We start from the raw sequence: 23649 nt of genomic DNA, 5'->3' as shown, positions 1-23649 counted from the left end.
CCGGGAGCCGCGGGCGTCGCCCGCGCCTCCCGCGGGGGCGTTGATAGCGCGTGCCGCGCTCGGACGGTATGGAGAAGCGCGCCGGGCGGCCGCGAGCGGCGCGCGGCGCCCGGTTGAACCGGTGGCGCCCGCGATCGCCCAGAGAAATTCCACGGAACGGCGGGAACGCAGCGCCGAGGCCGATGCCCCCTCGGAGGCTCCCCTCCCCGCCTCCGTGCTCCGACGACGGTACGTCCAGCGCGTCACGCGATGTCTCCGGCCGCCTCTCGAAACGCGGGCGACATGGACTCGGCCCTATCGTGGACCGTCGCGCGTGGCCGCCTGTCGTCCTCGAAGGACGGTGATGACACCACGTCGTCCGCGCGCCTGACACACCACACATCGGTCGACTCCTGATCTCTCCATCCGCGCTTGACAGCCGCTCACCGCCGCTGCGAGCATCGACGCTCTGCAACGATAAGCACCCTTCCTATGACGAAGCTCTGTCCGTGGCGGTGGTTGCTCTGCCTCATGATCGCCGCGCTCGGCGCCGCGTGCACTCCGCCTGAAAAGAAGGTGATCCGCATCGCCGTCGGCACGCAGAACGCGACGATCAACTGCGCCACGGGCGGGCTGCTCCTCCGCGAGCTCGACCTGCTCAAGCGATATCTCCCCAGAGAAGGGGCCTACGAGGACGTCCGATACGACATTCAATGGAGGGACTTCTCGTCGGGGCCCCCGATCACGGCCGAGATGATCGCCGGCGGCCTCGATTTCGGCATGATGGCCGATTTCCCGGCGGTCCTGAACGGCATCGCGTCGGAGCAGGCGGGCAAGCGCAGCATTTACATTGCGACGCTGTCCGGCAGCGCCGCCGGCGCCGGGAACGGGATCGTGGTCCCGATCGACTCCCCGGTGCACGGCGTGCCCGATCTCAAGGGCAAGCGCATCTCCGTGCCGTTCGGCTCGACGGCGCACGGGATGCTGCTGCGCGCGCTGAGCGACGCCGGCCTCGACCCGGAGCGGGACGTCACGCTCGTGTCGCAGCAGCCCGCCGAGGCCGAGGCGGCGCTCCGAGACAACAGCATCGACGCCCACGCCAGCTTCGTCCCCTTCGTCGAGCTGTTCCCCTTCCGCGGCGCCGCGCGCAAGATCTACGACGGCGCCACCACGCAGATCCCCACCTCGCACGGCATGCTGGTGCGCGCCGCCTACGCGGAGGAGCACCCGGAGGTCGTCGTCGGGCTGCTCCGCGCGATCATCGAGGCAGACCGCATCTTCGAGCGCGATCCCGAGCGGTACAGCGAGCTCATCGAGCAGGTGACCGGGGTCGACGCCGAGGTGGCTTACATGTTCCACGGCCCCCTCGGGATCCAGACGCGCGACGTCTCGCTCAAGCCCCAGTTCGTCCGCGGGCTGCGGATCGCGGCCGACACGCTGGCGCTCCTCAAGCGGACGAACGCCTCGCTCGACGTCGACCGGTTCGTGGACGATCGCTACATCCGGCAGGCGTGCGCGGCGTCCGGCGTGAGCTACGAAGAGCGGCTCTCGCGCCACGCCAAGGTGCCCCTCGCGCAGCGCGACGCGCGCACCGGGGCGCCGATCGCGGAGCCGAAGCGGGCCGCGCAGCTCTGGGTGGCCGGCGAGGCCAAGGTGCGATCGTACGAGAACGCGGCCTCCGCGCTCGCGGCGCGCCAGGCGCTCTCGGCCGAGGGGAAGCGGCTGCGCGCCATGTTCGTGCACGACCGGCACACGGGCCTGAAGCTGCTGGCCGAGCAGGCGTGGTACGCGGAGACGGAAGACGGCGACCTCGACGCGTTCCTGTCGAGAGACTACGCCGAGACCTGGGCCCGCGAACGGAAGGGCGACGTGAGGCAGCTCGACGATCTCAAGATCTTCTATCCCCCGCTGGAGCAGCAGCCCGCCGCGCCGTGACGTCGCCGCACGCTGCGTCTACGTCTTCAAAAGGATTCGGGAATTGGGTAACGTGACGAGAGGGTCGCGCCCGGGCGCGGCAGGTCCCTCATGAGGTACGTCGCAGGAGACCCCACCGCGCCGCCGAGGCCTGCGCGTCGGAGGAGGAGAGGCGGTTGAGAGCCCTGGTCGTCCGCGTCCGCTCGTGGGCTTGCGCGCTCCCGCTCACCGCCGTGGTCGAGACCATGCGCGCCCTCGACGTCCTGAGCGTCCCCGGCGCGCCGCGGTTCGTGCGGGGGCTGGCCGTCATCCGCGGGGCGCACGTGCCCGTGATCGACCTCGCGGCGCTGTTCGGCGTGGCCGACGGGCAGCGCGGGGCGCGCCTCGTCTCGGTCCGCGCCGGAGCGCGGCCGCTCTCGCTCGAGGTCGACGAGGTGCTCGGCATCAAGGCGCTCGACCCGGCCGCCCTGGAGCGGACTCCGCCGCTCGTCGCCCAGGCCCTGCCAGAATGCGTGGACAGCCTCGGCTCGCTCGACGGGCAGGCCATGGCGCTGCTCGAGACAGCGCGGCTCCTGCCCGAGGCCGCGTGGTCGGCCCTCCGAGGCACGGCATGAGCTCCGCCGAGCGCGACCTCGGCCCGCTCGAGGAGCTCCTGGAGGAGCGCCTCGGGCTCTCGCGCGCATCCCTGCACCTCGGCGCCGACCTCGAGGCCGTGCTGCGCGAGCGGATGCGCGCCCGGGGGTGCGCCGATCTGGGCGACTACCGGCGAGCGCTCGACCGGCCGGAGGTCGCCCGCGAGGAGCTCCACGTCCTCGCGGGCCAGCTCACGGTCGGGGAGACGTACTTCTTCCGGGAATGGCAGCAGATCGAGGCCTGCGTCGAGGTCGCCCTGCCGGAGCGCTTCGCCGCGCGTCCCGACGGCGAGCCGATCACCGTGCTCTCGGCGGGCTGCGCCTCGGGCGAGGAGGCGTACACGCTGGCGATCGCGCTCCACACCGCGTACCCGGGGCTCCTGCCCCACCGGATCAAGGTCGTCGGCGTCGACGTCAACCCGGGCGCCATCCGGAAGGCGCAGCGGGCGCGGTACTCGGAGTGGACCCTGCGGGCGGTCCCGGACGACATGCGCCAGCGCTTCTTCACGCGCGCCGGGGCCGCTGTGGCGCTGCGCCAGGAGATCGGGAGCCTCGTCGAGTTCCAGGTCCGGAACCTCCTCGACGACGACCCCGCCTTCTGGCGGCCCGGCGCGTTCGACGCGATCTTCTGCCGCAACGTCCTCATGTACTTCGCGCCGGAGAAGATGGCCGAGGTGCTCGACCGGCTCCACGGCGCGCTCGCGCCGCGCGGCTTCCTGTTCCTCGCCTCGAGCGAGTCGCTCCGCGCCGCGAACGCCGCGTTCGAGGCGGCGCACTCGCACGGCATCTTCTACTACCGGCGGAGCAGCGCGCCCCCCCGCCCCGCGCGCGGCGACGCCCCGCGCGCGAGCCGCTGGGTCGCGCGCATCCACGAGGCCTCCGCGCGCGTCGCCGAGGTGGCCCAGCGCGTGTCGCCGCCCCCGCGGGGCGACGCGCCGGCCCCTCCGACCGCGCGGCGCGCGCTCCCGTCGACGAGGCCGCCGTCGACGAGGCCCCCCTCGACGAGGCCCCCCTCGACGAGGCCCCCGGCGCTGGCCGAGCTCGCGGCGATCGACAGGGCGCTGGAGCTCATCGGCGGCGAGCGGTTCACCGACGCGATGGCGGCGCTCGCGGCGCTGCCCCAGCGGGCCGCGCCGAGCGCCCGGGTCGAGCTCCTGCGCGCGGTGATCCTCTGCCAGCAGGGCGATCTGGCCCGCGCCGAGCGCGCCTGCCAGCGCACCCTCGACGCGGGCGACGCCGGGGACAGCGGCGCGGCCCACTACGTGCTCGGCCTCTGCCAGGAGCAGGCGGGCGACGCCGCGGGCGCCGCGCAGCACTACAAGGCCGCGGCGTCGCGCGATCCAAGCTTCGCCATGCCGCACCTCAGGCTCGGGCTGCTCGCGAAGCGCTCCGGCGACCTCGCGACCACGCGGGACGAGCTCGGCCGCGCGGCGGCGCTGCTCGTCGCGGAGCGGCAGGAGCGCCTCGTGCTGTTCGGCGGCGGCTTCCCGAGGTCGGCGCTGATCGGCCTCTGCCAGGCCGAGCTCACGGCCCGGGGAGGGCGCGCCGGATGAAGCGCGCCCAGCTCGCCGAGCGCCTCGCCGCGCTGCACGCCGCCTTCGACGCGTCCTTCGCCGAGCCCGCGCGGACCCGCGCCGACGAGCCGGCGCGCGCGCTCGCCGTCCGGGCGGGCGACCGCAGGCTCCTCGTGCGCATCGAGGAGCTCGCCGCCGTCGAGCCGTGCCGCCGGATCGTGCCGCTCGCCGGCGGCCCCCCGGGGCTGCTCGGGCTCGTCGGCCTGCGCGGCCGGCTCGCCGCGGCGTACGACCTCGCCGCGCTCGTCTCCGGCCGGTCGCGCGCCGGCGTGGACGCGGCGGCAGGGCCGGCGCCGCGCTGGCTCCTCGTCTGCGCCGAGCACCCCGACATCGCGCTCGCGATCGACGAGATCGAGGGACATGCCAGCATCCCGCGCGAAGGCGCGCGCTCCGCCGCCGGCGAGCGCGAAGGCGCGGGCGAGCTCGTCACGGAGGCCGTCGAGGTCGACGGCGGGCCGCGGGGCCTGCTCCGCGTCGCCGCCGTCGCGGCCACCGTCCTGCGCAGGGCCCAGCGAGGGGCAGAGCGTCCCAAGGAAGATCGATGAAGACCAACTGGACCATCCCGCAGCAGATCGTCGCCAGCCTGTTCTTCCCCCTCGTCGTGCTGATCCTGCTGGGCGTCGTCTCCGTCCACAAGACGGCGAGCCTGCTCGAGATCAGCCAGGAGCTGAAGCAGACCTACCGGGTGCTCACCGAGCTCGACGAGCTCCACGCCCACTTCCTCGACGCGGAGACGGGGCAGCGGGGGTTCATCATCACCGGCGACGACGCGTTCCTGGAGCCCTACGAGATCGCGCTGCACTCGATCGACGCCGACTACGAGGAGCTGCGCCGGCTGACCGAGGGGAACCTGGGCGCGCAGGAGCGGCTCGACCGGCTCCGGCCGCTCATGCGGGAGAAGCTCGAGGAGATGCGCCTCTCGGTCGAGCAGCGCCGCCGCGAGGGCGCCGAGGCCGCGGCGGCGACCGTCGCGAGCGGCCGGGGCCGGCGCGCCATGGATGACATCCGCGCCGTCGCCGGCGAGCTCCGCGCCGAGGAGACGCGCGCCCTCGCGGCGCGAGAGGAGGAGGCCGCGGCGAGCGAGCAGCGCCTGCTCGTCACCCTCACCGCGGGCTCGGCGCTCACCGTCCTCGTCGTCGCCGCGGTCGGCTTCCTGATCATCCGCGGCATCAACCGCCGCATCCACTCGGCGACCCGCCGCATCGAGAGCTCCGCGACGGAGCTCCAGGCCGCCGCCACGCAGCAGGCGCAGGGCTCGAAGGAGCAGGCGACCACCTCGACCGAGGTCTCCGCCACCATGCGGGAGCTGCTCTCGACGTCCCACCAGATCGCCGAGAGCACGCAGCGGGTGACGCAGATCGCCGCCGACACCGCCGCGGCCGCGCGCGCCGGCGACGAGACCGTGAAGCGGGCGCGCGAGGGCATCGACGGCGTCCAGCGCCAGGTCGAGCAGATCGTCCTCCACATGCTCGATTTCGGCAAGAAATCCCAGGAGATCGGCGGGATCCTCCAGATCATCAACGAGCTCGCCGAGCAGACGAACATCCTCGCGATCAACGCGACCATCGAGGCGGCCGGCGCGGGGGACGCGGGCCGGCGCTTCGGGGTGGTCGCCGACGAGATCCGCAAGCTCGCCGACCGCGTGGGCGGCTCGACCAAGGAGATCCGCGCGCTCATCGAGGAGATCCGCGCGGCCGCGAACACGACCGTGATCGCGACGGAGAGCGGCTCGAAGGCGGTCGACGCGAGCGCGCGCCAGTTCGGCGAGGTCGCCACGAGCTTCCGGCAGATCTCGGAGCTCGTCAGCAGCACCGCCGAGGCGTCGCGCGAGATCGAGCTCAGCACCAAGCAGCAGGCCACGGCGGTCGAGCAGGTCAACGCGGCGCTGCTCGACGTGGCGCGCACCGCGCGCGAGACGGAGGCGAGCTCGTCGGTCACGCTGAAGACGTCCTCCGAGCTCGCGACGCTCTCGAAGGACCTCGTCCGCCTCATCCAGCGGCCAGCCGGGGCGTAGGAGCACCGCTTGGGGAGCGATCTTTACAAATACTTCCGGATGGAGGCCCAGGAGCTCGCGGACGGGCTCGCGTGGAGGTTGCTCGATCTCAAGGAGCAGGGCGGCCAGGGGGAGTCGCTCGACCAGTGCTTCCGGCTGGCGCACACGCTGAAGGGCGCCGCCGGCGCGGCCAAGCAGCTCAAGGTCGCCGAGCTCGCCCACACGGTCGAGGACGTGCTCACGCCGTTCCGGCGGGACCACCAGCCGATCCCGGCGGCGCACATGAGCGAGCTCATGCGGCTCATCGGGCTCATCCGCGACGAGGTGTCCCGCCTCGCCGCGGAGGAGCCCTGCGACCCCGAGCGCGGCCGCCCGGCCCGGCGCAGCGCGCACGAGGACGTGGCGCGGGTCGATCTCGCCCACGTGGGCGCGCTGGCCGACGAGATCGGCGAGGCCATCGTGCAGCTCGAGTCGCTGCGGAGCAGCGCGGAGGCGCTCGATCGGGCCGAGCGCCTCACGGAGGCGCTCGGGGCCGTGAGCTCGCCGGCGGAGGCGGTGCGCAACCTGGGGGAGCTCGGCGCGCGGCGGGCGGGGGGGTTGTACCGCGAGCTCTGCGCGGCGCTCGGCACCGCCCGCGCCGAGCTCGCGCGGGGCATCGACCGGCTCTCGACCGAGCTCCGGCAGGCGCAGGCGCGCACGCGCGAGCTGCAGCTCTTGCCGTGCGCCGGCGTGCTCGAGGCGGTCGAGCTCGCGGTGCGCGAGGCGGCGGAGTCGCTCGGCAAGCGCATCGATTTCCAGGCGAGCGGCGGCGACATCCGGCTCGACAGCGCGGTGATCTCCGGGCTGCGGGACGCGGCGCTGCACATGGCGAGGAACGCGGTCGACCACGGGATCGAGCCCGAGGGCGCGCGCCGCGCCGCCGGGAAGCCGGCGGCCGGCCAGATCCGGCTCCGGGTCGAGCAGCGCGGCAGCCGGGTCGCCCTGATCTGCAGCGACGACGGCCGCGGCGTCGACGTGGCCGCGGTCCGGAGGGCGGTCGTGCGCGCGGGGCTCCGCCGCGAGGAGGAGGCGTACGACCTCACCGCGGAGGACGCGCTGGAGCTCATCTTCGGGCCGGGGGTGAGCACGTGCGAGGCGATCACCTCGCTCTCGGGCCGCGGCGTCGGCCTCGACGTGGTGCGCGAGACCGCGGCGAAGCTGAGCGGCACGGCGAGCGCGCAGAGCCAGCCCGGGCGCGGGACCACGATCGAGCTCGTTGTCCCGATCTCCCTCTCGTCGGTGACCGCGCTGCGGATCGAGGACGGCGGCCACGTGGCGCTCCTGCCGCTCGACGCGGCGCGGCTCGCGCTCCGGCTCGAGGCGGGCGCGATCGTCCGCGGCCCGGAGCGCGACGCGATCGTGATCGAGGATCGCGTCGTGCCTTTCGCGCGCCTCGCCGCGGTGCTCGGCGCGGCGGAGCCGGAGGGCGAGCCGCGCTGCGCGGTGGTCGTCGGCGCGGGCCCGTCGCAGGCGGTGCTCGGGGCCGATCGCCTCCTCGGCGCCGTGCCCGTCATCGTGAAGCCGCTCCCCGCGGCGGCGGGGGCGCCGCCCGCGGCGCTCGGGGCGAGCCTCGACGTGCGCGGCGACCCGGTGCTGGTCCTCGATCCGCGCGGCCTGGTCGAGCTCGTGCGCGCCGCCGGCCCGAGCGGCGCGCCGCGGCGCGAGCGGCGCCCGCCGCCGCCGATCCTCGTCGTGGACGACTCGCTCACCACCCGGATGCTCGAGCAGAGCATCCTCGAGTCCGGCGGGTACGAGGTCGATCTCGCGTCCTCGGGCGAGGAGGGGCTGCGCAAGGCGGCCGAGCGGCGTTACGGCCTGTTCCTCGTGGACGTGGAGATGCCGGGGATGAGCGGCTTCCAGTTCGCCGAGCGCGTCCGCGCCGATCCGGCGCTGCGCGAGACGCCGCTCGTCATCGTGACGTCGCTGTCGTCGGCGGCCGATCGCCGCCGCGCCAGGGACGCGGGCGCGGACGACTACATCGTGAAGGGCGAGTTCGACCAGCGGCGGCTGCTCGACACCGTGGCGGGGCTCCTCGCTCGAGCGCGGGGGGCCCCGTCGTGAGCCGCGCGCCCAAGGCCGAGCCCCGCATCCCCTCGCGGAAGATCCGCGTGCTCGTCGCCGACGACTCGCGCACGGTCCGCAGGCGCATCGTCGGCGCGCTCGAGGCGGACCCGGAGATCGAGGTGGTCGGCGAGGCCGGCGACGGGGAGGCCGCGATCGCGCTGTGCGAGCAGCTGCGGCCCGACGTGCTCACGCTCGACATGATGATGCCCAAGGCGAGCGGGGTCGCGGTGACCGAGCACGTGATGGCCTACTGCCCCACGCCGATCCTCATCGTCTCGGCCTCGCTCGAGCGCGGGGAGGCGCTCGGGACGTTCGACGCGCTGGCCGCGGGCGCCGTGGACGTGCTCGACAAGCCGGCGGCCGGCGACGAGGGCGACGCCTGGGATCTGCGGCTCGTGAGCGCGGTGAAGCTCGTCGCGCGCATCAAGGTGATCACGCACCTGCGCAGGAAGCTCCGCCCCGCGCGCCCCCTGCCCGTCGCGGAGGCGCCGGGCGGCGCGCGCGCGGATGACGGCTGGTGCCGGGTCATCGCGATGGGCGCCTCGACCGGGGGCCCGTCGGCCATCGTCGAGGCGCTGAGCCCGCTGCCGGCGTCGTTCCCCGTGCCCATCCTGCTCGTCCTGCACATCGGCGCGCCGTTCGCGCCGGCGTTCGCCGAGTGGCTGGCCGGGCGGCTCGCGATCCCGGTCTCGATCGCGGCCGACGGGGAGCCGCTCCAGCGCGCCGGCCAGCCCGGCGTGAGGCTGGCGCTGCCCGACCGGCACCTCGTGGTCCAGAAGGGGCGGCTCCGCCTGACCGACGGTCCGGAGCGGCACTCGTGCCGCCCCTCGGTCGACGTGCTCTTCGAGTCGATCGCGATCGAGGTGGGCGAGCGCGCCGTCGGCTGCCTGCTCACGGGCATGGGCCGCGACGGCGCCGAGGGGATGCTCGCCATGAAGCGCGCGGGGGCGACGACCCTCGCCCAGGACGAACCGTCGTCGGTCGTGTTCGGGATGCCGCGGGAGGCCATCGCGCGGGGCGCGGCGCAGCACGTCTTATCCGCAGGGGCCATCGGCCCTACTTTGCTGGCGCTGTCCAGGAGCAGAAGGGAATCGCCATGAAGCCGCACGTCCTGATCGTCGATGACAGCCTCACGATACGCATGGATCTCCGGAGCCTGCTCAGCACGGGCGCCGGGTTCGTGGTGACGGCGTGCGAGACAAAGGCGCTTGCCCAGAAGGTCCTGAGGACGAGGGCGTTCTCCCTGGTGATCCTCGACGTGCTCCTGCCGGACGGCGACGGGCTCGACCTCCTCCGGGAGATCCGCACCTCGGAGGATCTCGCGCAGACGCCGGTCATCCTGCTGTCCACCGAGATCGAGGTGAGGCACCGGATCCACGGGCTGAGCATGGGCGCCGACGAGTACGTCGGGAAGCCGTACGACGGGAGCTACCTCGTGCACCGGGCGACGGAGCTCGTGAGCGAGCGAAGCAGCGCGCGCCGCGCGGCGGAGGGCGGCGGCTCGGGCCTGAGCGGCAAGAAGATCCTCGTCGTGGACGACAGCCCCACGTACCGCGCCTCGCTCGCGCACGTCCTGCGGCAGGACGGCTGCGACGTCATCCCGGCGCAGTCGGGCGAGGAGGCGCTGAGCCTGCTCTCCGTCGAGGGGGTCGACTGCGTGATCATGGACCTCCTGATGCCGGGGATGGGCGGCCTGGAGGCCGCGCGGCGGATCAAGCAATCGAGCGGCACGAGCCACATCCCCGTGGTCATCCTGACGGGGCACGACGACGCCGCGACGCGGGCGGAGGGCGCGCGCATCGGCGTCGACGACTTCGTGCTGAAGGCGCCCGAGCTGACGATGCTGCGGTCGCGGCTGCGGGGCCTGTTCCGGAGCAGGCCTGCTCCGGGCGCGGGCGGCGGGGCCGCCGCGCGGCGCGCCGGGAGCAGCCCGGATCTGCCGCCGCCGAGCTCGCGCGCCGGCAGCCGCGCGCGCAGCGTGTTCCCGGGGGCCGGCACGCTGTTCGATCAGGTCGTCGCGGTGAGCGGGCTCTCGAGCGTGATCGGGCCGAGCACGATCGTGCGGGCGTGCCGGCGCGCGGGCATCGAGCCGTGGTCGATGTCGCCCGAGGACCTCCACCGCGCGCTGCCGGCCATCCGCGAGACGCTGCGCATGTTCCTGAGCGAGGAGGACTCCGAGCGCGGCATCGCGGCCATCAGCCTGCTCGCGCGCGACGCGGCGTCCGCCGCGAGCTGAGCGGGCTCGCTGGGGCCCCGCTACTCCGCGAAGACGTCGTCGAGGGAGCTTTCGCTCATCGCGCGCATCAGCCAGCGGTGCAGCGTCGCCGGCTCCTGACAGGACAGCACGCGAGCGCGCACCGGCTCCGGACACGGGCGCCCGCGCATCTCCAGCGCCGCCAGGAGCGCCTCCCTCAGGCCCAGCATGGCCTGCTCGGCCTGCGCCTGGGCCTGCTCGGCTCTCGTCTCCAGATCGCTCATCATTCCCTGGAGCCGATCGATGAGGTCGGCGGAGCCGAACAGCTCGGCCATGCCGTAAAAGAACTGGAGCTTGCCGCCGCTGACGGCCAGATCGAGGCCCAGCACCGCCGATGAGTAACGTCCCATCTGCGGCACGATGCGCTGGTAGCGCGGCGCATCCGGGCCTGGCAAGCGGTAGCCGTGGACCTGCTGCCGCAGCCGGTCGTACACGAAATACTCCGGGATGCGCAGCCGCGCGTAGCGCTCGACGTTCGCGACGAGATCCTTGTTTCTATCGCCCTGGTGGAGCACCTCGAGGACGAGGCTCAGGCCTCTGCCCTCCTCCGCCACCACCCAGGCCATTCGCGGGTCGTCCTCGGGCTGCGGGACGTCCAGCACCGCGAGGATATCCGGGACGAAGACGTCTTCGCCCGGGTAGAGCACCGCCAGCTCCTCGGCCAGATAGATGACGCGGCCCGTCGAGCCGAAGTGCAGCGTCAGCATGTCGATCGCCCGCCCGTTGGCTTTCTGGTGAGGACGCCCTTCGGCCATCGCGCTCCGCGGGTCCGACAGGCTCTCGAGGATCCCCACCAGCAGCCGCTCGCGCTCTGCGGGCGTCATGGCGCGCCACTCCTCTTCCGTCGGCGCCACCAGCGGAGGGCGAGGCGTTTCGGAGGCGGGGTGAACCATGCCAGGACCCTAGCACCAAACGCAGCCGCGGCGGGCAAGGCTCCGGGCGCCCCGCGCCGGACTGCCGCCGGCGTGCGTCGGCGCCGTCAAGCACGTCAACCCGCGGTTGACTGGGCGAGCTCACGGCGCGCCGCGACAACGGCTCTGGCGCCGTGAGCGCGGCTTCCAGCGGGCCGGAATGCCCGCCGGCGGGCGGCTCGGAGGAGGCGGCACCGACATTGCTTGTCGCCCCATCACGAACGAGGTGCGGCGCCGCGGTCCGGCGGCCGGCACCTCACGCGTGGTCTGGGCTGCGCGATGCGCCGGGCGCCACGCCGGGCCGCGCGCGCATCGAGCGCGGCGACGGTGCGCCGCGGTGAGCGGCGGTTGCCGGCCCGAGCTCGGCGCCTGGAGCGCCGGGTGCGGTGGCTCGACTCGAAAGGATGTGTTCATGAAAGGCGCTGTTCTCTCGTTGGTCCTCCTGGGTTGCGCGGTGCTGGTCGGCTGCTCCGGCGCAGCGAGCTCGCCCGGGCCGAGCGAGGACGCAGCCGGACAGGGCGGCACTGGAGGCGGCGGCGGCAGCCCGGGCAGCACGAGCGGGCAAGGCGGCGGCGCGACCTCGGTCGGCCACGGCAGCGCTTCGGGCGCGGGCGGCAGCGGCGCTGGCACGGGTGCGGGCGGCCAGGGCGGCGGCGTGGCCTCGAGCGGCCACGGCGGAGCGGGCGGCTCGGCCATCGTCGGCTCGGGCGGCGCCGGTGGTTCGGGACCCGTCGAGGACGCGGGCACGGTGATCAAGGTGACGACCCTCGACGCGGACGGCCCGGGGTCGCTGCGCGAGGCGATCGAGGCGCCGGGCCGACGCATCATCGTGTTCGAGGTCGGCGGGATCATCGATCTGAACAGGGCCCGACTCGATATCACCGAGCCGTTCGTCACGATCGCCGGCCAGACCGCGCCCTCGCCCGGCATCACGCTGATCCGCGGCGGGATGAGGATCAGCACGCACGACGTGCGGATCCAGCACCTCCGCTTCCGCATGGGCGACGCCGGCGCCGCGCCGGCGTCCGGGTTCGAGCCCGACGTCACGACCGACGGCGCCTCGGCGCACGACATCGTGATCGACCACTGCTCGGTGGCCTGGGGCGTCGACGAGAACCTGTCGGTCTCCGGCCCCCGCTTCGACGGCCCCGCCGGCACCTCGCGCCGCGTCACCCTCAGCAACAACATCATCGCCGAAGGGCTCGCCGAGTCGATCCACGAGAAGGGCTCCCACTCGATGGGCACCCTCGTGCACGATCACTGCACCGACGTCACCGTCGTCGGCAATCTCTACGCCCACAACAACGAGCGAAACCCCTGGTACAAGGGGTTCGCGACCGGGGCGATCGTGAACAACGTCGTCTACGACCCCGGCAAATGGGCCATGCGGCTCGGCCCCGTCGTCCGGGAGTGGGAGAGCTCGGGCGTCACGCCCGAGCCCCCCAGGGTCAGCATCGTCGGCAACTACATGCGGCACGGCGTGAGCACGATTCCGGGGCTCCCGATGGTGGGCACCAACTCGATGGGATCCGCCTACCTCGAGGACAACATCGCCGTGGATACCCTCGGCGCAGCGGCGCCCATCGTCTCCCCGCAGATCGTCGTCCTCCCCGAGCGGCCCGCGTGGCCCGAGGGCCTCGTGGCGATCCCCGCGGCGTCGGTCCTGGACGCGGTGCTCGCGCACGCGGGCGCGCGGCCCAGGGAGCGCGACGAGGTCGATCTGCGCATCGTCGCAGAGGTCGTGTCCGGCGGCGGCATGCTCGTCGACAGCCAGGACGAGGTGGGGGGCTACCCGACGGCAGCGCCGACCGCGCGGCCGCTGGTCGTCCCGGCCGAGGACATCGAGGGCTGGCTCGAGCGCCTCGCCGACGAGCTCGAATAGCGGGCGTCGCCCGCGCCGTCGCCGAGCCCCGGCGCGCGAGGCCGCCGCTCCCCACGAGCAGCGGCCTCGCGGTGGTCGCTCGGTGACGTCACCAGGATTCCGCTACCAGGAGGCATCATGCTGAGAGGATCATCGATCTATTCCGTCGTCGTGTTGGCAGCGCTCTCCGGCTGTGCGTCGGGCATCGAAAGCGACAGCAGCAGCAGCGGCGAGCCGAGCTCGGGCGAGCCGGGCCCCGTCGATCCCGGGTACGGCGACGGCACCGAAGACCCGGGCGGCGTTCCGGGAGACCTCGACCCCGACGCGGACCCCGGCGAGAGCGTGGACTGCGGGCGGCAGAACTTCGATGTCGAGCGCAGGCCGGCCAGCATCCTGCTGGTCCTCGACCGCTCCGCGTCGATGCAGGACGATCCGAGCGGGGACGAGGGCACGCCGACGAAATGGGAGCTCGTCGTGCCCGCCTTGCAGGAGGTGATCGCGGCGACGAACGAGGCGGCCTCCTGGGGCCTGAAGGTGTTCCCGCAGGGCGACAGGACAGGCTCGTGCACGGAGGAGAGCTTCCCGCGCGATATCCTGATCCCGATCTCGGACAACAACGCGCCCACGGTGAATCAGGCGATCTCGAGCACGACCCCCGAGGGGGACGGCACGCCCACGGGCGACGCCATCAACGAGGCGGTCGAGTACCTGCGATCGATCCAGAACGACGACCCCAAATACATCCTGCTGGCGACGGACGGCGACCCGTCGTGCCCCAAGAGCGACTCGGACGAGTTCGCGGTCCAGGCGGTGACGAACGCCGCCGCCGCCGGCTTCCACACGTTCGTGGTCGGGATCGCCTCGCAGCAGAGCAAGGTGAAGGCGCTCAACGGCCTCGCCGTCGCGGGGCTCGAGCCGCGAGCGGACCCGGATCCGCTCGCGCCCAAGTTCTACCTCGCGGCCACGAAGGACGAGCTCGTGACGTCGCTGCTGACGATCACGGGAGAGGTCTCGACCTGCCTGTTCCCGCTGAGCGCGCCCCCGCCGAACCCGGACCACGTCGGCGTGTTCGTCGGGGATCAGGCGGTCATGCAGGACACCACGGGGATGAACGGCTGGAATTACACGGGGCCCGACATGACGACCATCCAGCTGTACGGCGCCGCGTGCGAGCAGGTAGCGAGCAGCGGCGCCGGCTCGGTCAAGGTGATCTTCGGCTGCAAGGACGACCCGATCTACTGAGCCGCCGGGCGCGCTCCGCCCGCGCGCGGAGCGCCGGCGCGTCAACCGCGATCGTCAACCGGTGTCGACCCCGCGTTGACACGGAGGCCGCAACCCACGCCCGCGCCGGGGTGGTGGCCGGATTTGAACATGAAGGCGGGAAGGCGGGAAGAAAAGATCAATGATCTTCCTGCCTTCCCGCCTTCATGTGAATCACTCCGGGGCAAATTGGCCCACCACCCGCGCCGCAGCCCGACGCCCCGCGGCGCCCCCTGGATCGCCGCTTGCATTCTCGTCGACCGCGGACCGCGGACCGCGTAGACCGCTTCGACCCCGCGGCCCGCTCGACGACGTGGAGCGTGGTTTCGTGATTGCCCCCTCGACGGGGTTGCGTCGAGAGATCGACGGGCGCCGGCCGGCGTCGTGCGAGCGCTCCCGGACGCGGGTCGTCCATCGTGAATCCAGAAGAGAGGTAGCGAGATGAGATTCGGATTGAAGTCAGCTTTCACTTTGCTGCTCGTGCTCGGCGCCGCCGGCGCCTCCCAGCTCGGCTGTTCGGACGACGCGGCGACGCCGGACGACGGCGAAGGGGGCAGCAGCTCGAGCAGCGGCGCCGTCGCCAGCGGCGGGAGCACGACCACGGGGAGCGGCGGCGGCGGCGGCAGCCCGAGCAGCACGTCGGCGAGCACCACGGCCGCGAGCACCACGGCCGCGAGCACCACGTCGGCGAGCAGCACGTCGGCGAGCACCACGGCCGCGAGCACCACGGGCAGCGGCACCGGCGGCGCGGGCGGCGAGGAGCCGCTCGGCGACGAGATCCCGATGGAGATCCCGACGCCCACGAACGGCGCCGGCGAGATCAGGACCCAGACGACGGTGCTGAAGAACGCCGCCAACGGCGGGCAGGACGTCTACGACTTCAACAACCAGAAGATCGGCGTGAACAACACCGCCGATTGCGACGACGGCGAGGGCCAGAAGACGGTGTTCGAGGTCGAGCACGGGGTCACCGTGAAGAACCTCATCATCGCGGGCGGCCTCCCCGCCGGCAACGGCATCGTCTGCAAGGGCGACTGCACCCTCGATCACGTCTACTGGGAGGACGTCTGCGAGGACGCGGCGACCAACAGCAAGGACGGCGCGACGATGCGGATCAACAGCTCGATCGCCCTGCACTCCGCCGACAAGATCTTCCAGCACAACGCCAAGGGCGGCTCCACGACCATCGTCACGAACTCGTACATCGCCGACTTCGGGAAGCTCTGGCGCTCCTGCGGCGACTGCACCGCCAACGGCGGCCCGCGCAACCTGATCCTCGACAACGTCCGGGTGGACAAGGTCAAGACGACGGTCGCGGGCGCGAACCAGAACTACGGGGACACGGTCACGATCACGAACCTCTACGTCAAGGGGGGATACAACGAGCGGGACGACAAGCCGAAGATCTGCCAGGAGTACCGGGCCGTCACCGACCACATGGGCGAGTCGGAGAAGCTCCACGGCGGCGCGAGCCAGTGGAACACCGCCACGTGCCACGTGAGCAAGAGCGACATCAAGAGCTGGTGAGCGCGCAACCGCGCGAGCGGCGGCGCCCGCTCCGCTCTGCCCCGCTCCGTTACGATCCCACCCCGAGCTTGCGGCGCAGGTTGTCGCGCGCGCGCGCCTCGAGGCGCTCCCGGAAATACGGCGACAGGAAGATGTGCTCCGCCGCGAGCAGCCGCTCGAAGAAGGCCCGCCTGCCCGCGGCGTAGCGCTCGGGCGGCGCGGCGCCGTACTCCGCGGCGATCGCCCGGTCGTACGCGTCGAACGCCGCCGCGTCGCTGCCCAGGATGGCCATGTCGCAGTCGAGGAACAGCGCCTCGTCCTCGCCCACGTCCGCGGGCGCGAGCGATCCGTGGCGCGCGGTGAGCAGGATGAGCCGCGCGATGAGGCCCTCGTCGAGCCCCTCGCCGGGCAGCCAGCGCGCGACGGCCTCGCGCGCGAGCTCGGCGCTGCGCTCCTCGTTGTCGCGGCGGCCGGGCGCGTACACGGCGTCGTGGAAGAGCGCGGCCAGGAACACCTCGCGCGGCCGCCGCCAGCCGACGTCGCGGCCGACCTCGGCCACCCGGCGCAGCACCTCGCGCACGTGGGCCAGGTCGTGGTACGCGCGCCCCGGCTCGCCGTAGGCCGCGCGCACGGCGCTCCACAGCGGCTCCGGCAGGACGAGCCCGCCCGGCGCCTCCGGCGGCGCGCCGCCGGCGTCCGCGTCGGCGCGCGCCTCTTCGGCCGCGCCCGCGGGCGCCTCGCCCGCTTCGCTCGCCGCGCCCGCGCCGCCCGGCCTCGCGGGAGCGGTCACGCGAGCACCAGGTCCTCGGGGCGGAACAGCTCCCCGTCGACCGTGGCGCTGCGGCCCTTCTCCGTGGCCTTCGCGTGGCGCGTGGAGCGGGTGACGCACTGGGACAGGGTCTTGGCCTCGGCCGGCGTGAGCTCGAGCATCGGCGCGAGGATACCCCGGCGCGGGCCGTTCAGCGCCCGGGGCGCACCGCGCGCTGGAAATCCGCCAGGAATTCGGAGATGCTGACCCTCCCTCTCGCCGCCCGTTCGCCGCCCGTTCAATGCACGACCCCACCCGGACGATCACGACCCTCCGCAGCGACGCGGTCGAGCTCCCGGACCTGCGCGTCTTCGTCAGCCCCCAGAAGAGCCCGCCGATCGAGGCCACCCTCGGCGTCGCGCCGCTCGTCCTCGGCACGAGCGGCGAGTGCGATGTCGTCATCCCCGACTCCCGCGTGTCGCGCCGTCACTGCCAGCTCCGGTTCACGCCGCGCGGCATCGCCCTCACCGACCTCGGCAGCAAGAACGGCACGTTCATCAACGACGTCCTGATCGTCGAGGGCTTCCTCACGCCGGGCGCCGTCGCCTCGCTGGGCGGCGTCCCGCTCACCGTGCGCGTCGGCGGCGCCCCGGTCGTCGTCCCGCTCTCCACCTCGGCCAGCTTCGGCGAGGCCCTCGGCAGCAGCGTCCCGATGCGCGCTCTCTTCGCCCGCCTCGAGCGCGCCGCGGCCACGTCCGAGACCATCCTCCTCCTCGGCGAGTCCGGCACGGGCAAGGAGGTCCTCGCCCGCGCCATCCACGAGGCGAGCCCGCGCAGCGGCGGCCCGTTCGTCGTGTTCGACTGCAGCGCCGTCGCCCCCAACCTCATCGAGGCCGAACTCTTCGGCTACACGAAGGGCGCCTTCACCGGCGCCCAGGCCGCGCGCGCCGGCCTGCTCGAGGAGGCGAGCGGCGGCACGCTCTTCCTCGACGAGATCGGCGAGCTCCCGCTCGATCTCCAGCCGAAGCTCCTGCGCGCCCTCGAGGCCCGCCAGGTGCGCCGCATCGGCGCCGCCGCGTACACGTCCTTCGACGCCCGCGTCATCGCCGCCACGCACCGGGACCTCCAGGGCCGCATCGGCGCGGGCACGTTCCGCGAGGACCTCTACTACCGGCTCGCCGTGGTCGAGGCCGTGGTGCCGCCGCTGCGCGAGCGCAGGGAGGACATCCCGCTCTTGGTCGAGCGCTTCCTCGCGGCGCAGGTGCCGCCGCGCTCGCTCGCCGATCTGCCCCCGAACGCGCTGGAGCTGCTCCGCGGGCACCACTGGCCGGGCAACGTGCGCGAGCTCCGCAACACGGTCGCGCGGCTCGTGCTCTTCCCGCACCTCGCCGAGGAGGCGATCGTCAAGGTGGCGCCGCGGCCCGCCGACATGGGCGTCGTCCAGTTCGCCTCGCTGCCGCTCCGCGAGGCGCGCGACATGGTGGTCGAGCAGTTCGAGCGGACGTTCATCGCGATGAAGCTGCGGGACAGCGGCGGCAACGTCGCGCGCGCGGCGGCGTCGATGGGCGTCTCGCGGCAGCTCGTCCACCGGCTGATGGAGCGCTACGGCATCCGCAGCAAGGGCTGACGGGCGCGCGGCGGGCGGCTCCTCAGGCCGTGGACGGTGAGGTTCGGGGAGCTCCGCGAGGTGAGCGCGATGCCGTCGAGCCCCGCGCTCGAGAGCCGGCAGGGGCACGCAGGAGGGGGCTGGCGCTGCGCAGGAGCCGTCCAACTGTAACGAAGGCTACTCCACGGGCCGTGTAGGAGGAGCTCGGGGGCGGCGCAGGAGGCGCTCGGTTGTAACAAAGGACACTCCGAGGGCTGCGCAGGAGGGATTCGGGGGCGGCGCAGGAGCGCGGCGGAGCGGCGCAGCAGGGTGTCGCGGGATGCGCAGGAGCGCGGCGGGGGACGCGCAGGAGCGCGGCAGGGCGGCGCAGCAGGGTGTCGCGGGATGCGTAGGAGCGCGGCGGGGGACGCGCAGGAGCGCAGCGGGGCGGCGTAGGAGGCGGTCGGGAGATGCGAAGGAGGGCGGCGGGGCGGCGCAGCAGGGACGGCGGCAGGCAGCAGCAGGGCGGCGGCACCGTGCAGGCGCGCAGCCTCTGCGCACAGGACAGGATCCGGGCGCGCACTCTCACGTCGAGGCCGCAGGGGGACGCGCGGCGGACGCTGCGGCCCGGGTCGTTCACGAGTCGTTCACGATGCGATCCGTCGGCTGCTCGGGTTGCGGGGTTGGCAGCGGAGCGGCGCGCGTTCCAGCAACGGGAGAGACCGCAAGGGCGCAAGAGGCGCAACGGGACAGAGATGGAATTGTATTCTCCTCTTCACCTTGCGTCCCTTGCGCCCTTGCGGTCCTCTTCCATGAATCGATTTTCGCCGAATTTCAGCGGACGCCTGAGCCGCCTCGCATCCGCGGCGCTGGCCGCCATCCTGTGCTCAAGGGGTGGCTCGTGGGGATGGATCCCCTCGAAGCGCTCGAATCGAGGTGGGCGGAGTCCTCTTCGGCCTCTCTTGGCCTCGGCAGTACCCTGCGAACACACCCCTTTGCAGACCTCCGCGCATGGTCGATCGGTCCGCCGTCCGTCGCATCGTGAGCATCGAGCCATTCGAGCTTCACATCGCGGAGATCCTGGCGACACTCCTTCTCTGAACTCCGCATCCGGTTTCACGGCGCCCCGGGCGAGGGCGCTCAGAACGAGCCGCGCAGCGAGATCGCAGCGCCGTCCGGCAGCAGGGCGGATCCCGTAGCCGGCGCCACGGGGACGACCGGATCGAGCTGGAAATACAGCACCGCGCCGACCCCCGCGACGACGAGCCCCGCGCCGGCGCTGATGGCGGCGGCCGTCCAGAGGGTGTCGATCGCCTCGACCTCGTCCGCCGTACACCCGGGCGCGCACCTGCTGCGGAGCTCGCTCCGGTCGACGTGCCCCTTGATGCCGAGGAACGCGCCCACGCCGAGCGCCACCGCGCCGGCGCCGGCGAGCACGAGCGGCCAGCGCTGCCGCACCGGCGCGGCGCCCCCGCGCGGCGCGGCCGGCGGCGCGGCCGCGGGGAAGCGCACCGCGATCGGCAGCGCCTTGTCGCCCGGCGACACCGTGACCACGGTGACGACGCGCGTCCCCGCCGCGTCCTCGAAGGTCAGCGTGTGGCGCCCGGGATCGAGCTCGATCGGATCCTTCGGGAGCGCCTCGACGAGCGGCGCGCCGTCGAGGAGCACGCGCACGCGGCCCGGCGCGTGGCCGTCCGCGGACGTGGCCGACAGCGCGACGCTGGGCATGTCGCGCTCGACCTGCTCGCTCCAGCTCTGACAGTCGCGGGCGAGCGTCGCCGGGCACGAGCTCACGCACAGACGGAGCTCGGCGCGGGCGCGCCGCAGCGCCCGGTCGCGGACGAGCTGCTGCGCCTGCTCGTACGAGGCCGCGCACGTTTCTCCCACGCCCTGAGCGCGGGCGCGCGAGCCCGCGAGGAGCGTGACGGCTGCGACGAAGGCGACGAGGAGGCCCCGTTTCATCGCAGCGCAGGCTACACGCTTCCGTCCGTCACAGACACTCACGCTTGATCCGCCGGATGCCGTCGCCGTCCAGGTAGTAGGGGGGCACGCAGCGCGACCGCGGCCGCGCGCTGCGCGCCGGGGCCGCAGTGCGCACCCCTGCTGCGCGGTCCGGGGCGGCCGCGCGCGTGGCCGACGCGGCTTCCGTGGGGGCGCTCGCGGAGGCCGCGGGCGCCGCTGCGGGCGCGCTCGTGGCGGGCGCCGCAGGCGCGGTCCCAGAGGCCCCCGGCGCGGCCTCAGAGGCCCCTGGCGCGGCCTCAGAGGCCCCTGGCGCGGCCCCAGAGCCCTCGGCGGCCCCAGAGCCCTCGGCGGCCCCAGAGGCCTCCGGCGCCGGCGCCGAGACCCTCGCGGGCGCCGAGGGCTCGCCCGACGGCTCGCCGACGCCGGCGCGCTCGTCCGAGGCGGCCTCCGGCCGCGCGCCACAGCCCCTGCCGACGACCACCGCGAGCAGGAGCGCGGCGGCCCCGAACGCCAGCGTCGAGGCGCGGACGAGCTGCGCGTTCACCCGCCGCGCCGGCCCCGCCGCCGCGATCGGCGTCGCGAGCGCGGACGCCACGGGCCGCGCCATGTCCTCGACCGTCCTCGTCATCGTCGCGACCGTCACCGAGGCCCGCGCCGCGCGCGCGCGGTGCCCCGCCGGCAGCGCCGGGCGCGTGTCGATCTCCCGCGGCGGCGCCCGGTCCACGGCGGCGGGGCCCGACGGCGGCAGCGCCGGAGCCGCGCCCCGCGGCGCCGGGCCCGCGCCCCGCTGCCCCGCGATCGCGCTCCGCTGCGACGTCTCGATCGCGGCGAGGCTCTTCGCCCGCGCCTCGAGCAGCGGCCCCGCCGTCGCCTCGACCCACGCCCCGACCGCGCGCGGGCTCGCCGGCGAGAGCGCGTCCTCCAGGGCGGCCGCCATCTCCAGCGCGGTCGCGTAGCGCCGCTCGGGGTCCTTCTCGAGCCCCCGGAGCACCACCTCGTCGAGCGCCCTCGGCACCTCGCCGTACGCGCTCGGCGGCTGGACCACGCCCTCGAGGATCCGCCCGTAGATCTCCGCGTCGCACTCTCCGGTGAACAGCCGCCGCCCGGTGAGCACCTCCCACAGGACCACCGAGGCAGCGTAGATGTCGGCGCGCCGGTTCAGGGGCGCGCCGCGGAGCTGCTCCGGCGCCATGTAGCTGAGCTTGCCCTTGAGCTGCCCGACGCGGCTCACCTGGCTCCGCACCGCCGCGCGCGCGATGCCGAAGTCGAGCACGCGCGCGATCCCGTCCTCGCCGACCAGGATGTTCTGCGGCGACACGTCGCGGTGGACGATCTGGAGCGGGGCGCCGTCCTCGTCGGTCGCCTCGTGCGCCGCGTGCAGGCCCGCGAGCGCGCCGGCGACGATGGCCGAGCCGACCGGCTGCGGCACCTTCTGCCCTTGCCTGCCAGCCTCGCGCAGCAGGCTCGAGAGCGACTCGCCCGCGATGTACTCCATGACCACGAAGAGCTCGTCGTCGGCCTGGACGCTGTCGAGCGTGGTGACGACGTTCGGGTGGCGGATGCGCACCGCGAGCCGCGCCTCGTCGAGCAGCATCGACGAGAACTCGGGATCCCGGGCGAACTGCGGGTGCAGGCGCTTGATCGCGACGGTGCGCGCGAAGCCATGGGCGCCGACGAGCCGACCGAAGTGGACGGACGCCATCCCCCCGGAGGCGATCACGCCGTGGAGCGTGTATCGATCCAGGGTCCTCCGCTCGCGCTCCTGAGCCGCTTCCATCGTCGCTCTGTTTTACAACATCTCGGCAGCGTTGCTGGACGGTAACATGCGCCCGCACGGTCGACGGCGGGAGCGCCGGGCACCGCCGCGGACAACCGCCTGCGTGCGCGCGGCGCGTCGGATCCGCGCTCGGCCGAGGTGAGGTCGATGGAGGTGCAACTGCGTGCGTCCACAGTGTCAACGCACGGTTGACACGGATCGGGCGCGGCGGCGGATCGGGCGCGCGGCGCTCGCGCGGCGGCCTCCGGCTACAGGGGGACCTCGATCACGCTCTCGCAGGTGAAGTCGACGCTCAGCTGCGCCGCCGCGTCCGCCTGGACCGTCGTGCACGTGTCGACGCAGAGGACGATCTGCGTCGGGCTCGCGGGCTCGTCGTAGCGCCAGGCGCCCTCGGTCGCGCAGCCCTGATCGTACGCGAGCTCCGTGGCCGCGTTCGCGCCGTCCGTGTAGACGACGCGGACCTTCTCCTTGTCGAAGCTGCTCCCGTCGGGGGGGAGCGGGATCGCCATCGTGCACGAGACCGCGGCGCTGCGGATCCGCTCGATGGCCGCCTTGAACGCGGCCGTGGTCTGCGAGGGATCGCCGGTGTCGATGAGGACGGCGCCCTCCGTGCCGCCCGCGGCCGCGATCTCGTGCAGGTCGTCGAGCGTGTCCGGCGCGCCGTCGATCGGCGGGTTCTCGACCCCGATGACGTACGTCAGGATGCTGTCCGCGAGCGCCGCCCGGGCGTCGGCGACGACGGCGTCGATCGTGTCGGAGGCCTCGTCGCAGCCCTGCGGGTAGCCGTCCGTCACGAGCACGATCGCGTATTTCCCGGGGTTCTGCTGGCGCTGCGCCTCGATGAGCGCGCTCGTGCCGCGCATCACCCACGCGGTCGGCGTGCCGCCGCGCCAGTCGCTCGACGTCGCCGGCTCGATCGCGTCGAGCGCCGCGCCGAACGCCGGAGAGGGCAGCGGCGTGAGCGGCACGTCCGGCGTCGCGTAGATCTCGGCCGAGCACCTGTCGTCCTCGGCCGGGAAGAACGTGAGCGACGCCGTGAGGCCCTCGGACCCGGGATCCGCGAAGAACTGCTTTGTCGCCGCGACCACGGGATCCCACTTGAGCGACTTGTCGTGCCACTTCTTGTCGCCCTTGCCCATGCTGCCCGACACGTCGAACGCGAAGGCCAGGTACACCGGCTGGAGCGACGCCGCCGCCGTCTGGGTCGCGCACGCTCCGCCGCCCGCGGGGCTGCCGCTGCCCGCGCCGCTCGATCCTGGCCCGAGCCCGCCGCCGATGTCGAACGAGCCCCCCTCCCCGCTGGAGCTCCCGCCGGAGCTCGCCCCTTCGCCCTCTCCCCCATCGCTCGGGCTGCTGCCGCACCCGAGCCCGACCGCAGCCACGCTCAGCACCGCCATGGCAACTGGAAGCAATTTCATACGTCGTCGGCTCCTTGCACCACCGCGTCCCGCCCTCGCGCCGCAGGCATCGAGTCACCGGGATGGCGCGTGGTCCCGGGCCTCCGAAGCACGCCGGGTGCCAGGGCGCGGGAGCCTGTGCCTTCGATGCAGCTCTTCACGGTGATGTTGCCGACGTTGTTGTCCTCGTCGA

General features: G+C 73.6%; 18 protein-coding genes. 12 read left to right on the top strand and 6 right to left on the bottom strand.

All coding sequences use genetic code 11. From position 1 onward, the window contains the following. Window positions 1–471: 471 nt before the first annotated feature. From WMF20_RS19790 to WMF20_RS19755, 8 genes are all read left to right on the top strand, one after another. Window positions 472–1914, top strand: coding sequence for an ABC transporter substrate-binding protein (locus tag WMF20_RS19790; protein WP_437615836.1), 1443 nt, complete (start codon window positions 472–474; stop codon window positions 1912–1914). A 155-nt stretch (window positions 1915–2069) separates the two neighbouring features. Continuing rightward, window positions 2070–2507 (top strand): chemotaxis protein CheW, encoded by a 438-nt coding sequence (locus WMF20_RS19785; protein ID WP_061621928.1) that lies wholly within the window; start codon window positions 2070–2072, stop codon window positions 2505–2507. Continuing rightward, window positions 2504–4078 (top strand): CheR family methyltransferase, encoded by a 1575-nt coding sequence (locus WMF20_RS19780; RefSeq protein WP_437615834.1) that lies wholly within the window; start codon window positions 2504–2506, stop codon window positions 4076–4078. Before WMF20_RS19785 ends, WMF20_RS19780 begins: the two co-directional genes overlap by 4 nt. Then, window positions 4075–4644, top strand: coding sequence for a chemotaxis protein CheW (locus tag WMF20_RS19775; protein WP_437615832.1), 570 nt, complete (start codon window positions 4075–4077; stop codon window positions 4642–4644). The genes WMF20_RS19780 and WMF20_RS19775 overlap by 4 nt, the downstream gene beginning before the upstream one ends. Beyond that, window positions 4641–6113: a CHASE3 domain-containing protein gene (locus WMF20_RS19770; RefSeq protein ID WP_437615830.1), complete on the top strand. Its 1473-nt coding sequence runs from the start codon at window positions 4641–4643 to the stop codon at window positions 6111–6113. Before WMF20_RS19775 ends, WMF20_RS19770 begins: the two co-directional genes overlap by 4 nt. 9 nt (window positions 6114–6122) lie before the next feature. Further along, complete coding sequence (locus WMF20_RS19765) at window positions 6123–8192, top strand: hybrid sensor histidine kinase/response regulator (RefSeq protein WP_437615828.1); 2070 nt, start codon at window positions 6123–6125, stop codon at window positions 8190–8192. Beyond that, window positions 8189–9295 (top strand): chemotaxis-specific protein-glutamate methyltransferase CheB, encoded by a 1107-nt coding sequence (gene cheB / locus WMF20_RS19760; RefSeq protein ID WP_437615826.1) that lies wholly within the window; start codon window positions 8189–8191, stop codon window positions 9293–9295. Before WMF20_RS19765 ends, cheB begins: the two co-directional genes overlap by 4 nt. Then, window positions 9292–10431, top strand: coding sequence for a response regulator (locus tag WMF20_RS19755; RefSeq protein WP_437615824.1), 1140 nt, complete (start codon window positions 9292–9294; stop codon window positions 10429–10431). The genes cheB and WMF20_RS19755 overlap by 4 nt, the downstream gene beginning before the upstream one ends. A 20-nt stretch (window positions 10432–10451) precedes the next feature. Here WMF20_RS19755 and WMF20_RS19750 read toward each other — a convergent pair whose 3' ends face one another. Beyond that, window positions 10452–11273, bottom strand: coding sequence for a Uma2 family endonuclease (locus WMF20_RS19750; protein WP_437615822.1), 822 nt, complete (start codon window positions 11271–11273; stop codon window positions 10452–10454). 499 nt (window positions 11274–11772) lie between these two features. Between WMF20_RS19750 and WMF20_RS19745 the strand changes: the two genes are divergently transcribed. The 3 genes from WMF20_RS19745 to WMF20_RS19735 all read left to right on the top strand — a co-directional run bounded on the left by WMF20_RS19745 (window position 11773) and on the right by WMF20_RS19735 (window position 16008). Continuing rightward, window positions 11773–13242: a pectate lyase family protein gene (locus WMF20_RS19745; RefSeq protein ID WP_437615820.1), complete on the top strand. Its 1470-nt coding sequence runs from the start codon at window positions 11773–11775 to the stop codon at window positions 13240–13242. Between the two features lie 117 nt (window positions 13243–13359). Next, a complete protein-coding gene (locus WMF20_RS19740) occupies window positions 13360–14463 on the top strand; it encodes a vWA domain-containing protein (RefSeq protein WP_437615818.1) in 1104 nt (367 codons plus the stop codon). Window positions 14464–14934: 471 nt separating this feature from the next. Then, window positions 14935–16008: a pectate lyase gene (locus tag WMF20_RS19735; RefSeq protein ID WP_437615816.1), complete on the top strand. Its 1074-nt coding sequence runs from the start codon at window positions 14935–14937 to the stop codon at window positions 16006–16008. A 49-nt stretch (window positions 16009–16057) separates the two neighbouring features. On the opposite strand, the gene WMF20_RS19730 is transcribed toward WMF20_RS19735, so the two are convergent. Together WMF20_RS19730 and WMF20_RS19725 are read right to left on the bottom strand one after the other, a co-directional pair. Further along, window positions 16058–16777: an HD domain-containing protein gene (locus WMF20_RS19730; protein ID WP_437615814.1), complete on the bottom strand. Its 720-nt coding sequence runs from the start codon at window positions 16775–16777 to the stop codon at window positions 16058–16060. Continuing rightward, complete coding sequence (locus WMF20_RS19725) at window positions 16774–16917, bottom strand: hypothetical protein (RefSeq protein ID WP_437615812.1); 144 nt, start codon at window positions 16915–16917, stop codon at window positions 16774–16776. The genes WMF20_RS19730 and WMF20_RS19725 overlap by 4 nt, the downstream gene beginning before the upstream one ends. Before the next feature lie 119 nt (window positions 16918–17036). On the opposite strand from WMF20_RS19725, the gene WMF20_RS19720 reads away from it, so the two are divergent. Further along, window positions 17037–18362, top strand: a complete 1326-nt coding sequence (locus WMF20_RS19720) for a sigma 54-interacting transcriptional regulator (protein WP_437615810.1) — start codon at window positions 17037–17039, stop codon at window positions 18360–18362. Between the two features lie 1098 nt (window positions 18363–19460). On the opposite strand, the gene WMF20_RS19715 is transcribed toward WMF20_RS19720, so the two are convergent. From WMF20_RS19715 to WMF20_RS19705, 3 genes are all read right to left on the bottom strand, one after another. After that, window positions 19461–20282 carry a hypothetical protein gene (locus WMF20_RS19715; protein WP_437615808.1) on the bottom strand — a complete coding sequence of 274 codons (822 nt, stop codon included), beginning with the start codon at window positions 20280–20282 and terminating at the stop codon, window positions 19461–19463. 28 nt (window positions 20283–20310) lie between these two features. Then, window positions 20311–22059 (bottom strand): protein kinase domain-containing protein, encoded by a 1749-nt coding sequence (locus WMF20_RS19710; protein ID WP_437615806.1) that lies wholly within the window; start codon window positions 22057–22059, stop codon window positions 20311–20313. 248 nt (window positions 22060–22307) lie between these two features. Then, entirely contained in the window at window positions 22308–23477 is a 1170-nt protein-coding gene (locus WMF20_RS19705; RefSeq protein WP_437615804.1) for a vWA domain-containing protein, read from the bottom strand. Window positions 23478–23649 lie beyond the last annotated feature (172 nt).

The sequence above is a fragment of the Sorangium sp. So ce834 genome (assembly GCF_051521425.1).
Taxonomy (GTDB): Bacteria; Myxococcota_A; Polyangia; order Polyangiales; family Polyangiaceae; genus Sorangium; species Sorangium cellulosum_D.
This window is presented reverse-complemented; position numbering and strand designations above follow the sequence as displayed.